Below are 12,007 nucleotides of genomic sequence, written 5' to 3'. Positions count from 1 at the left end.
GACCTCTTGTAGTGGCGCGATGGCCGGCCCGTGAGGCCCGCCATCGGTGAATGTCTCAGAAACGAATGCCCGCCATGAGCGGCAGGAATGTGGTCCAGCCCCGACCGGTCGTATTGGCGGTGTACATGGCGTGCAGTCGCACTTCCACGAAGTAGTCGCGATCGCCCACGGCGATGACCTCGCCGATCCCCACGTTCACTCCTGGGGCATGGCGCTCGCGAAAACGATTCTCGGGATTGTTGAACAGATACCATCCGGCCCCGATCGTGCCGTACGGATCGAGACGCCCCTCATGGCGACGCGACGTGACATTGAACAGCATGGCGCCCACCTGCAGCGCGCCATCGTCGGCCCCGCGGCGGTCGCCGCGCAGGTGGGTGAACATGGCCTCGGCCGTCACCCCTACGGGCACCCGCGGGGCGCGCATCCAGACGCCGGCCTTCGCCGTGACCCCCTCGGCCACGACATCGCGCAGCGTGCCCCCCGGAATGGCCACCCCCAAAGCCACCGCCGGGGCGGCGGACCACTGCCCGTGGGCCGGGGGGGCACACACGAACAGGGCCGCGCACGCCGCACCGGCGACGCTCAGGGGGTGCCGGAGGACGCGCACGTTACGGCTGGCGCGGCGTCGACGTCGTCGGCATGGTCGGACGCACGATGCGGCGCGGCGCCACCGGCTCCACCGTGGTCGTCGGCGTCGTCACGCTGGGCATGCCGCTCATCTCGTTCGTCAGCAGCATGGGCGCCCGCCCGTCCGTCACGATGACCTTGGCATTCGGACTGCGCGCCAGTTCGCGGAACGCCTCGATGGACTGGTACGAGATGATCGACGGGGTGAGCCCCTGCGCGATGATCGCCCACGAGTCGCGGATACCCTGCGCCTCGATGGTGCGACGCTCGGCCTCCTGCTTCTCACGATCGAGCACGAAGCGCATCTGCTCCGAGCGCTGCTCGGCCTCGAGCTTCTCCTCGATGGCGCGCGCCAGGTCCGCCGGCAGACGGATGCTCTTGAGCAGCACGTTCTCCACCACGAAGCCCTTGGGCTCGAGCGTCTCCATCATCTGCGTGCGGATGGCCTGCTCGATGCCGATACGGGTCCCGCTGTGCATGTCCTTCGCCATGTAGCGGGCCGACACGTCGGCGGCGGCCGAGCGGAACACCGGGATGATCACGTCCTCTTCGTACCGCGTGCCGCTCGTTTCGAGGATCTGCCGGATGTTCTCGGTCTTGGCGCGGTAGAGGATGGACACTTCCGCCGCCACGTTCAGCCCTTCCTTGGACGGCATCTCCAGACGCACTTCGCGGTTCACCACGCGCGCCGGTACGCGCAGCACGGAGTTCACGCCGGGAATGATGAACTGGGCACCCGGCTGCAGTGGCCCGCTCGAGATGCGGCCGAAGGAGGTCTTGACGCCGATCTCATCCTGGCGGATGGTGGCGCAGCCGGTGGCGAGTGGCAGAACACACAGCAGGCCCAGCACAGGGCGGGAGGCAGATGGAAACAGACGCATGGTCAGACATCCGGATGTGCGAAGGGCGAGTCCTCCGCGAATTCCGCGGGATCTTCGGGTCGTGCGCATTTGCGACACGACCGATCCCGCGGTCGCGAAGGTCTCGCCCATCGCCTCTGCATGGCGACTCACCGATCCGTGCGCTCTCGCTGGCGCAGTGTTGACGAATCGGCAACATGCGCAGCCGCCCCTCAGCGGCGCGCATGGCGCTACTCCCCTTCGACCGGAATGTTAGAAATCCGCAATGTTTTTCCATAATTGATTCTTCAGACATCACACATTGACAATTTCAATGTGAATGAGAGGAACCTTTCATGGTACGGGCGGTTGAAACAGGGTTTGGACCCGGAGGTGGCCCGCGCCCCTTCGCCGCGCCGTCAGCGCACGATGAAGTTGAGCGGCGGTGCTTCCCACACCGTGGTCGTCCCGCGAAACACCCGGATGTTGAGCCGAGACGCGCCGGCCTGCTGGCCGGTGAGGGCGCCTCCCAGCCGGTCCCCTTCCCACCGTGCGCGTGTCGGGTCCTCGATGACCACGGGCAGCGAGTGGTCGGCATGGGGCGCCAGGGTGAACCACTCGTTGCGTGGCGGCATGTCGTGGTCGTCGGGGGCGCGCCCCTGCTTCACGAAGTGCATGAGCAGGCGACGAGGGGCACCCGCGGTTACCGTGGGGAATCCGTGCCAGTGGTCGTCATGCGAGAAGTACACGGTACCGGTGGCGGGATCTTCCACCAGGACGCTCGCGATCTGCAGGCGCGGGGCTGCCGGTGGTGGCGCGGCGATGTCGCCGCCACCGCCGCAGGCAACCGCGATACCGAGCGAAAGAAGAGTGGCGCGACGCGTCCAGCGAACGCGAGCGGTGGCCCAGGTCATGATGAGCTCCATCGTCAGCGGGGGCGCGGACACGCCGCCCTGGGTTGGACACGCACCTCGAGCCACGGCGACACGAGGTCGGCGTGCGTGAGGTGCCACACGAGAAAGCGCACGCGGGTCGTGCCCGGTGCAAGCGCGATCAATCGACCGCGACCACGCAGCGGCTCCCATACCACATTCGGCTCCACACTCTCGCCGCGAATCTCGAGATCGCGACGCGACACGAGATCCACCGGCACGCCGCGGAAATCGAGCGCCTGCGGCACCAGCGTCCGCATCTCTCCCTCGCAGAGCACGAGCGGCGTCTCGTTCCACACGCGATTGTCGGTGGTGCGCATGACCACCGCGGCGCTGCTGGAGTCGGTGAACACGAGGTCGGCCACCTCCGCGTGGGGGGTCACCACGGCGATGGGATGTTCACAGGCCGCCAGACCGGCGAGCGCGAGCAGCATCAGGACAGCACGAAGTCGGGCCATTCACCAGCTCCAGCGATACAGCAGCCGGAGATTGCGTCCCGGCTGCGGGGCCACCTGCTTGGCGCGCCAGAGATGGTCGCGCCAGTCGGTATTGAAGAGATTGTCCACCGCGGTGGTGATCTCGTGCAGCTGCCGCCCCATCAGCCAGCGACGCGACACGCTCGCCTGCCCCTGCACCCACCCATCGGTGGGACAGAACTCGGCCGGCAGCAGCGACGGCGCGCCGGCGCCACGCACCGCCTCCGAGGCGGAGAGCACGCAGGTCACGGCACCAATCGTGGCGGGAGCCGGTGGCACCCGGCGCTGGCGCAGCGCCGCATCGAGGCCCGCCGACACGCTCCACGCGCGGCCATCGCGGCGCAGCTGCACCCGCGAACGCAACGGGGGCATGGCCGGCAATGGCGCCCACGCCAGGCCGGCGCGTTGATCGCCCTGCACCCACGACACCGTGGCATCGAGCACCGTACCCGTTACGCGGGGCACGGTGATCACGACGCGCCCCTCGGCCCCGTACAGCCGCGCATCACTCTGGTCGGCCTGGTACACGTTGTACCGGCGCAGCCGGCGATCGCGCACGGGGGCGCCGGTGATGCTGTCCACCAGCGGCCGCTGGTAGATGTAGTCGGCCAGGCGGGTGCTGAAGACCGCGACTTCGCCGTTCACGCGCCGCTGTTGGAAACGCGCGAAGAGATCCAGTCCGTATCCCCGTTCGGCGCGCAATTGCGGATTGCCCACTTCGTAGGCGTAGGTGGCAAGGTGCGGCCCTGCAGAGAAGAGCTCTTCAATGGCGGGTGGGCGAAAGGCGCGCGTGGCGCTCATGCCCAGCACGAAGCCCGGGCGCAGGGCCACGGTGGCCCCGAGGCTCCCGGTGGGTGCGGAGAAGCGACGGGTGCGCACGTCGCGCACGAGCGCGGTTTCCGTGCTGTCGAGCGGCACGATGCTGGTGGCATCCCAGCGTCCACCCCACTGCAGGCGCACGGCCCGCCCGCCAAAGAGCGCGTCGAGTTCCCATTCTTCCATGGCAAAGAGCGCAGCCCCGCGCAGCACGCCGGGACGCGTGCCGGTGAAGCTGCCCGTCGCCCGGAAGTCGCGCCATTGCGCCCAGCCACCCGCGCTGCCCCGCACCGGTACGCCGGCGCGTCGCGTGTACTGCACCAGCAGATCCCCGTTGGCCATCAGCTGCCCGAAGCGGGTGCCCACGAAGCCGCCACGCTCGAGCTCGGACTGTTCGAAACGCACGAACTGCGACGACAGATTGGCCTGCGTGAATCGCGGCCACCAGCGCGCCGGGGCTGGCGACTCGGCGTCATTGGCACGCCACGAGGCGTCGCCGCGCACGCTGCGCCGGCTCAAGTCCACGTACACGCCACCATCGTGCGCCCCCGGCAGCACCACGCCGCCAAAGCTCCCCGGCACGCCGTAGCTGCTGGCCACATCGCGCACGGCCGCGCCCACGCGCCACGTGCCGAGTTCGGTGACCAGATCGACCAGACCAATGCCGGCACCGGCGTCGTGCCCGCGCACATCGGAGAAGGGGAGCACGCCGCGCGGCGCGCGCGTATCGCCGGCGGTGCGCCACGAGCCGCCGGCGCGCCAGGCGAGGGCACCGGTGCCACCGTGCAACTGGCCGTGCAGGACGCCACCGTCGTTCACCGACTCACCTTGGCCACTGAATGTCCCACCCAGCGCACGCGCCGCGCGCGCCGTGGGGACATCGTCACGGACGACATTCACCACGCCACCAAGACTGTTGCTGCCAAAGAGCAGGCCGGCGGGGCCGCGCACGACTTCCACGCGACGCGCCGTCATGGGGTCGATGGTGACGGCATGATCGGGGGCCGTGGTCGCAATGTCTCCCGTGCGCTGCCCGTCCTCGAGTACCAGCACACGGTCGCCCGTGAGGCCGCGGATGACCGGCTGCGTGGCCATGGGCCCATTGCTGCGCGAGGTGACCCCCGGTTCACCGGCAATTGTGGCGGCAATGGAAGGCGCCCGTCGCCGGTCGAGCTCGCGCCCCTCGAGCGCGGTGGTGGGGCGCACCAGACCAATGCCGCTGCCCTGAGTGGCCGTGACGCGTACGGTCCCCAACTGCTGGGCCGCGCCCGCCCCGCGCACCCGAGCGGCCGCCCGCAGCGAATCCGCGCGCAGTGAATCAGCGCGCAGCGAATCGGCGCGGGACTTGGGCGGCTGCAACTGCGCCGTGGCGGCCGCCGGGCAGAACGCCACGACGACCGCCACGGTGCACTGCTGCCACGGCGCGAGCCGTGACCGGAACTGCGGCATCAGCGCTGCAGCGTACGGTTCTCACGCACGCCGAGCACGGCGATGCGCTCGGGGGTGCCACCCACATTCATGGTGCGGCTGAGCGACGGGGTACCCGTGGCGGAGATGGCAATCTCATACACGCGTCCCTGCGTGGGGCTCGTCATGTACGCCACCCCCTGCGCAAAGGCGAAGAACGGCGTGAGCACGGCACCCGCCGTGGGCATCGGCGGCACGACACCGGCCAGCGTCCCGGTCACCTGACGGGTCGTCATGTCCAGCACGTGCAGGTTGCCGAGGCGCCCCAGCACGAGCGCGAAACGGCCCGTGTAATCGACCTCGGCGGTCCAGTCGATTTCATTGGCGGGCATCGACACGGGCTGCATGGTGCGGGTGGCTACGTTGGTCACGCCGAGCGTGCGCGTGGCGGGGCTCACCGGCTGCCCGCGAATGGCCATGCGCACCAGGAAGTTGGGCTGGCCTTCGCGCGCCCATACGGTGCCCACGCCAAAGCGCGGGTCGGTGGCGTGCGCGAGCTTCTGGAAGTTGACGGTGTTGCCGGTGGTGGTCACCAGCAGCGCGCCGTCGGCGCAGCCATACAGCTTGCCCACGGCGTTGCCGGCGAGGCCATGGAGCCCCGGGCAGCTGGTGTTGCGTGCCACTTCCTGCCCCTGGCGGTTGAACACGACCACCCCGTTCGGGAGCACCGGGTTGGCCGGATCCTGAATGGAGGCCGACACGAAGCCGCCGTCCACGTTGGACATGCCGGCCCCATGATGCGCGTTGCCCGTGCGCACGGTGAGCACCGGCTGCGTGTTGCCCGCCGCTACCCCCTGTTCGCTCCAGAAGCGCACGTTGCCGGAGCCATCGAAGTGCACCGACACCATGTCGCCGTTGAAGTTGCCATGAATGGGCGTCTGGTCGCTGAAGCTGCCCACGATGCGGGGCGCCTGCTTCACGCCGCGGCCCGCCTGTTCGAAGACGCCGCCGTCGATGAACGAGACCTGATTGCGCGTCTGGAAGTGCGCAAAGGCGATGCGCCCCCGCGCCGTGTAGAGGTACGTCACACGCGAGGGCAGGCCGCCCATGCTGTCCACGCGCTGCGCCGTCGCCACGTCGAATACCCGGGCAAAGGGTGCCGTATCGGTGACCACCAGACGGCGGAATTCGGTCGCCTCGGCGGTGGCATTACCGGCGGTGGGGGCGTCTTCACCGCAGGCAGCGAGCAGGACGACACCAGCGGTCAGGAGACCGCGGGACGCGCGCGAAACGGGGTCGGCATTGATTGGACGAACGGGGACGGCGTGCATAAGGGCCTCGGAAAGCAGGGTTGCTATTGAGTTGACCTTCTCAACAGAGGCAAGCCTAGCCTATCCGTAGTGAGACGTCAATATCACTGAGCCCCCATTCTGCCCCCCTGACAGCCCATGTTTCGCCACGGGTCACCCGCGCCCGCCGGTGGTGAGCCATGGCGAAATCGGTGAGCGTCTCATCGACCACGCCGAGCGCCTGGGGCTCCCGCCCGGTGCCCTGCGCGCCGCGATCGCCGACGGTTCGTCCGTCCGTTCTGCGGTTCCCTGATTCTCTCCGCATCCATTTCCGCACGGAGCGGCGTGCGCATGCAGGTGGGTGAACGGACCGGGAGAGAATCGGAGAACGGGAGCCCAGCGACCCCCGTGCCGCCGTGATGCGCGGCACGGCGCGGATGCACCACGAGACGGCGCACGGCCGGCTCTGCTCAATAGCCGATCGGGCCCAGCCGGAAGAGGCTCAGGGGCCATGCCAAGGCGCCCGGTTCGGTGCCTTCGATGAACCATTCGCGATAGCGCCGGTCGGCCGGCGTGTTGCCGTCGGACGGTTGCCCCGTGAGCCGGTCGATCTCCGCCGCCACCACACCCGGTGGCGGTGTCCACGTGCCGGCGGTGCGCGTTTCGTACGCGGCGGCAATCACGCGGCCGGCAATGGGGGCCGCCAACGTGCCGCCGGCCGCCCCCGGCGCGATCATGGCCGGCTTGTCGAAGCCCAACCACACGCCGGTCACCAACTCCGGTGTCATCCCCACGAACCACACATCGGTGTTGTCGTTGGTCGTACCCGTCTTCCCTGCCACGGGGATGCGGGCCGGCACGATGCGTCGCAGCGCGGTGGCCGTGCCCCGCTCCACCACATCCTGCAGCATGTCGCGCACAATGAACGCCACGCGCGGATCCATGGCCGGACGCATGGGCACCCCTTGCGGCGTAAACACCGGACGCCCCGCGCGGTCGTCGATGCGCGCGATGAACCGGGGCTCAACCGACACGCCCCCGTTGTCGAATGCCGCATACGCCGCCACGAAGTCGAGCGGCTGCACGACGCTCGCGCCGAGGGCGCTGGACGGATAGGGGGCAATGCTGGAACGCAGGCCGGTGCGACGCGCGAGCGCAATGACGCTGTCCATCCCCACCGACATGGCGAGCTGTACGGCCACCGGATTTCGCGACCGGGTGAGCGCGTCGCGCAGCGTGAGGGCTCCGAGAAACGCGTTGTCGGCGTTGTCGGGCGAGTACACCTGCCCGTTCTCGAGGCGCACGCGCAGCGCGGTATCGGCCACCATGGCGTTGGCCGTGAGCCCCTGACTCATGGCCTGCGCATACACGAAGGCCTTGAAGCTCGAGCCGGGCTGCCGGTTGCCGTCGATGGCACGGTTGAAGCTCGACCGCGCGTAATCCCGCCCGCCCACCAGGGCACGTACGTCACCGGTGGTCGGGTCCATCACCACCACCGCGCCTTCGAGACAGGCATCTACCCGTGGTTTGCGCGCGGTGGCCGGCGCGGGAATCGGCGTGCCCGCATTCGCGGCGCACCGCGTGCCGCGAAAGCCCGGGCGCGCTTCGATCTCGTTGATCCCCTCGGAGAGCGCACGCTGCGCCTGCCGCTGCAACACCGCGTCGATGGTGGTCTGAATGCGAAAGCCGCCGGACATGACTGGCACGCCGGCCCGTTCGGCCTGCACGCGCACCACATCGGTGACCCACGGGGCCAGCTTCTCCTGACGACTCACCGTGACCACCGGCTCGCGCTGTGCCGCGGCGGCCTGGGCCGGGGTGATGTACCCCTGCTGCGCCATGAGCGCGAGCACCGTGTTGCGCCGTTCGCGATTGCGCGCGGTGTAGCGCGACGGATCGTAGAGCGTGGGGCTCTTGGGCATGCTCGCGAGGCTCGCGGCCTCCGCCAGCGTGAGCTCGGCGGCCCCCTTGCCGAAGTACTGACGCGCCGCCATCTCGATGCCGAACGCGCCGCGCCCGAAGTCGAGCTGATTGAGGAACGCCTCGAGAATCTGCTCCTTGCTGTAGCGCCGCTCCATCTCCCGCGCCGCCTGTTGCTCGCGCAGCTTGCGCGCCGGCGAGCGGTCACGCCGGTCGATCACATCGGGGTGCATGTTCCCCACCAGCAGCTGCGTGATGGTGCTGGCCCCGCGGAGGTTGCCCTTGGTGACGGCGTCCTTGAGCGCACCGGCCACCCCCACCAGATCCACGCCATCGTGCTGATAGAAACGCTTGTCCTCCACCGCAATGAACGCCTGCCCCACATACCGGGGAAGCGTCCGCAACGGCACGTTGAGCCGGCGCTCGCGCCCGATCTCGCCAATGAGCGAGCCGTCGCGCCCCAGCACCACGGTGACCTGCGCCGGCGTGATGATGCGCCACGGTTCACCGGAACTGGCCGCGGTTTGCGCCTGCAGTGGGGTGAACACCCCACCGACGAAGACGGCAGACGGCAGGAACCACAGTGGGGCAGTCGGGAGGAACCGCGGGGCTGGCATGTGGGAATTCTACACGGACGGCACAGGACCGATCCGGGGGCCGCAGGCGGTTATCTTTCGCCTATGCCAGGTGACCCGATTCGTCCGCTGACTCTCGCGCTCTGCCAGTTCGCCCCCCGCAAGGGCGATACGGCGGGCAACCTCGCCCGCATTGGGCGTCTCTGCGCCCAGGCCGCGGCGCTCGAACCGCGCCCGCAGGTGGTGCACTTTCCGGAGACGGCCCTCAGCGGCTACTTCGTGGAAGGCGGGGTGCGCGAAGTGGCCTGCACCGCCGGGTCGCTCTCCTACGACCTCGACGACGCGTATCGCACCGCCTGCGCAGCGGCCGGACTGGACGTGCTGCCGCTCGATGTGGTCATCGGCTTCTACGAGCGCTGGCGCGACACGCTGCACAACAGCGCGGCGTATCTCAGCATCGGCCTCGATGACGGCCCGCCCAAGGTGCGCCACGTGCACCGCAAGAACTACCTCCCCACCTATGGCCTCTTCGACGAGGAGCGGTTCGTGGAGCGCGGGTCGGATATCCGTGCCTTCGAAACGCCGTGGGGCAAGGCGGCGCTCCTCGTCTGCGAAGATGCCTGGCACTCCCTCAGCGGCACCATTGCGGCCCTCGACGGAGCGCAGGTGGTCTTCATCTCCTCGGCCGCGCCGGCGCGTGGCCCGTGGCCCCGCACCGACGGGGTCCCCGGCCCCAACAGCGCGGCGCGCTGGGAACGTCTCATTCGCGACATCGCCGAGGAGCACGGCGTGTTCGCCAGCTTCGTCAATCTCGTGGGGAGCGAGGGGGGCAAGCGCTTCTTCGGCACCTCGCACCTGGTGGGCCCGGGGGGCGACATCCGCGGGCGCGCGCCGGTGTGGGAGGAGAGCTTCGTGTCCATTTCGGTGGACCTCGACGATCTGGTGCGCGCGCGCGCCGACAGCCCGTTGCTGAGCGACCTGCGCGTGGCCCTGCCGCACGTGCTCGACAATGTGAAGCGTGTCACCGAAGGCTGGCCGGTGGCGCTGTCGTACGACGGCCCGGAACCAGCGGCCGCCGATCTGCTGCGCGGGGCCCGCGGCTTCACCACCGGCGAGTTCGCGGTGCCGACCGAACTGCTCGAGCGCGCGAACACGGTGGTGCGCGCCCTCCCCGAGCAGTTGCCGGTCATTCGCCACGGCCTTGGTGATCAGGGCGGTCCGCCGTCGCTGCTGCTCGATACCGAGCTCACGGAGTCCTGGCTGGTGGGGTTCCTGCGCGAAGAGCTGGCGCGGCGCGGCTTCGGCAAGGCGGTGATTGGCATGTCGGGCGGCGTCGATTCCGCCGTGTCGGCGTTTCTGGCCGTCGAGGCCCTCGGCCGCGAGAACGTGGTGGGCGTACGGCTCCCCTATCGCACCTCCAGCCAGGAGTCGCTGGAGCATGCCCAGCTGGTGATCGACGCCCTGGGCATCGAATCGCGCACGGTGGACATCACCGCGGCGGTGGACGGCTATCTCGTCCATGAGCCCGATGCCGATGCGCAACGCCGCGGCAACATCATGGCGCGGCAGCGCATGATCGCCCTCTTCGATCTGTCGGCGCGGTATCGCGCGCTGCCCATTGGCACGGGCAACAAGACGGAGCGCCTCCTGGGCTACTTCACCTGGCACGCCGACGATTCGCCGCCGGTGAATCCGCTGGGCGATCTGTACAAGACGCAGGTGTGGCAGCTGGCGCACCACCTGGGCGTGCCCGATGTGGTGGTGCACAAGGCACCCACGGCCGACCTGGTCGTTGGGCAGACGGACGAGGGCGATCTGGGAATCAGCTATGCCCGCGCCGACCAGATTCTCAACGGCATGCTGCACGGCTTCTCGCACGAGGCACTGCGGGCGCGTGGGTTTGGCAACGACGAACTCACCACCGTTTCCCGGCGGCTCAACGGCACGCACTGGAAGCGTCGCCCGCCGGCGGTGGCGCTGCTCAGCCAGAGCGGCATCGGGGAATCGTATTTGCGGCCGGTGGATTACTGACGCGGGCAGCGACCAGCGTCGAACGCAGCGGGGACGCGCAAGGACGCTGACGCCCTACCGCTAGAGCGGCGCCCAGAGCCGCTGCGGATCGGCCATCGCCAGTTCGCAGCAAAACGCGGCAATGCGGTCCACCGCCTGCGCCATGAACGCCGCGCCCGACTCGGCGCTGGCCGCGCGCGGGTTGCCCACGCCGGTATCGTGCGTGGCCTGGGTCCACCGGCGCGGCATCCACGCGACTCCGGTGCGCACCCCTTCGAGGGTACTGGGGTTGGTGCGTCCGTCGCCCCAGGCGTTGCGGTGGGGCTCCACGAGATGCGGCGCCACATGCAGCATGGCCGCGGTCTCGAGTTCCCCGGCATGGTCGCCGGGCTCGGTGAACGCCTGCTGATCGGCAGCCTGCCACCAGTTCACGATGGCAAGCATGATGGAGGTGGAGGGCTGCAGCTCGCGCACGAGCGCCCGCAGCTCGTTGCCGCCGTGCGCGTTGAGCAGCACGAGCCCGCGTACGCCATGGGGTTCGAGACTGCCGATCACGTCGCGCAGGATGGCCAGCTGGGTGCTGGGCATGACGTTGATGGTGAGTGGCAGGTCGAGCTGCGTGGTGTTCACGCCGAAGGGCACCGCGGGGAGCGCCACCACCGTGGTGCCCCGCGCGATGCAGGCGGCGGCAACGCGCGCGGCGACTTCGCTGCCGAGGATGGTGTCGGTGCCGTACGGCAGATGCGTGTTGTGGGGCTCGGTGGCGCCGAACGGCAGCAGCGCCACGGGCCATGTCGTGTCGCGAATCTGCGGAAAGGTGGCGTCGCGCAACACGCCGTTTCTTCGTGTTTCGTGCATGCTCGTGCGTCTGGGTCTGGGTCGGGGGGGGTGTCGGGGTACTGCCACTGCGGTCGGGGTACTGCCACTACGGTCGGGGTACCGCCACCACGGTCGGGGTCTTTCCTGCAGTCGCGGGTGCGGCCGGGTCGGGGCCGAACGGCGCAGTCGGGGTCGGGGCTCCGGCGGGCCGACGCTGCGCTGGGCGTCGTGGGTGGGTCGGGGGCGCGACGCTGCGCTGGGCGTCGTGGGTGGGTCGGGGGCGCGACGCTGCGC

Annotated in this window: 9 protein-coding genes; 1 reads left to right on the top strand and 8 read right to left on the bottom strand. The window is 69.5% G+C overall.

Annotated features, from left to right (window positions below):
• Window positions 1-55: 55 nt before the first annotated feature.
• From LW840_RS00675 to LW840_RS00645, 7 genes are all read right to left on the bottom strand, one after another.
• Window positions 56-610 (bottom strand): hypothetical protein, encoded by a 555-nt coding sequence (locus LW840_RS00675; RefSeq protein ID WP_291261214.1) that lies wholly within the window; start codon window positions 608-610, stop codon window positions 56-58.
• A gap of 1 nt (window position 611) precedes the next feature.
• Window positions 612-1,511 (bottom strand): prohibitin family protein, encoded by a 900-nt coding sequence (locus tag LW840_RS00670; protein ID WP_291266053.1) that lies wholly within the window; start codon window positions 1,509-1,511, stop codon window positions 612-614.
• Window positions 1,512-1,888: 377 nt separating this feature from the next.
• Window positions 1,889-2,416 carry a hypothetical protein gene (locus LW840_RS00665; RefSeq protein WP_291276243.1) on the bottom strand — a complete coding sequence of 176 codons (528 nt, stop codon included), beginning with the start codon at window positions 2,414-2,416 and terminating at the stop codon, window positions 1,889-1,891.
• Window positions 2,398-2,859 (bottom strand): hypothetical protein, encoded by a 462-nt coding sequence (locus LW840_RS00660; RefSeq protein ID WP_291266055.1) that lies wholly within the window; start codon window positions 2,857-2,859, stop codon window positions 2,398-2,400. Before LW840_RS00660 ends, LW840_RS00665 begins: the two co-directional genes overlap by 19 nt.
• A complete protein-coding gene (locus tag LW840_RS00655; protein ID WP_291276242.1) occupies window positions 2,860-5,142 on the bottom strand; it encodes a TonB-dependent receptor in 2,283 nt (760 codons plus the stop codon).
• Complete coding sequence (locus LW840_RS00650; protein ID WP_291276241.1) at window positions 5,142-6,431, bottom strand: hypothetical protein; 1,290 nt, start codon at window positions 6,429-6,431, stop codon at window positions 5,142-5,144. Before LW840_RS00650 ends, LW840_RS00655 begins: the two co-directional genes overlap by 1 nt.
• Before the next feature lie 428 nt (window positions 6,432-6,859).
• The gene (locus LW840_RS00645; RefSeq protein WP_291276240.1) at window positions 6,860-8,926 is read right to left on the bottom strand and encodes a PBP1A family penicillin-binding protein; all 2,067 of its coding nucleotides are present in this window, start codon (window positions 8,924-8,926) and stop codon (window positions 6,860-6,862) included.
• A gap of 63 nt (window positions 8,927-8,989) precedes the next feature.
• On the opposite strand from LW840_RS00645, the gene LW840_RS00640 reads away from it, so the two are divergent.
• Window positions 8,990-10,915, top strand: a complete 1,926-nt coding sequence (locus LW840_RS00640) for an NAD+ synthase (protein ID WP_291273748.1) — start codon at window positions 8,990-8,992, stop codon at window positions 10,913-10,915.
• A gap of 60 nt (window positions 10,916-10,975) precedes the next feature.
• Here the strand turns inward: LW840_RS00640 and LW840_RS00635 are convergent, their stop codons facing one another.
• Window positions 10,976-11,752, bottom strand: a complete 777-nt coding sequence (locus tag LW840_RS00635; protein WP_291276239.1) for a creatininase family protein — start codon at window positions 11,750-11,752, stop codon at window positions 10,976-10,978.
• Between the last annotated feature and the right edge of the window lie 255 nt (window positions 11,753-12,007).

The organism is Gemmatimonas sp. (genome assembly GCF_021298855.1).
In the GTDB taxonomy this organism is placed as follows: Bacteria; Gemmatimonadota; Gemmatimonadetes; order Gemmatimonadales; family Gemmatimonadaceae; genus Gemmatimonas.
This window is presented reverse-complemented; position numbering and strand designations above follow the sequence as displayed.

What these genes read in the sequence shown, in the direction of transcription:
- LW840_RS00640 (WP_291273748.1), top strand. Translation starts at nt 8,990, where the DNA reads ATGCCAGGTGACCCGATTCGTCCGCTGACTCTCGCGCTCTGCCAGTTC.
- LW840_RS00650 (WP_291276241.1), bottom strand. Translation starts at nt 6,431, where the DNA reads ATGCACGCCGTCCCCGTTCGTCCAATCAATGCCGACCCCGTTTCGCGC.
- LW840_RS00660 (WP_291266055.1), bottom strand. Translation starts at nt 2,859, where the DNA reads ATGGCCCGACTTCGTGCTGTCCTGATGCTGCTCGCGCTCGCCGGTCTG.
- LW840_RS00645 (WP_291276240.1), bottom strand. Translation starts at nt 8,926, where the DNA reads ATGCCAGCCCCGCGGTTCCTCCCGACTGCCCCACTGTGGTTCCTGCCG.
- LW840_RS00635 (WP_291276239.1), bottom strand. Translation starts at nt 11,752, where the DNA reads ATGCACGAAACACGAAGAAACGGCGTGTTGCGCGACGCCACCTTTCCG.
- LW840_RS00655 (WP_291276242.1), bottom strand. Translation starts at nt 5,142, where the DNA reads ATGCCGCAGTTCCGGTCACGGCTCGCGCCGTGGCAGCAGTGCACCGTG.
- LW840_RS00670 (WP_291266053.1), bottom strand. Translation starts at nt 1,511, where the DNA reads ATGCGTCTGTTTCCATCTGCCTCCCGCCCTGTGCTGGGCCTGCTGTGT.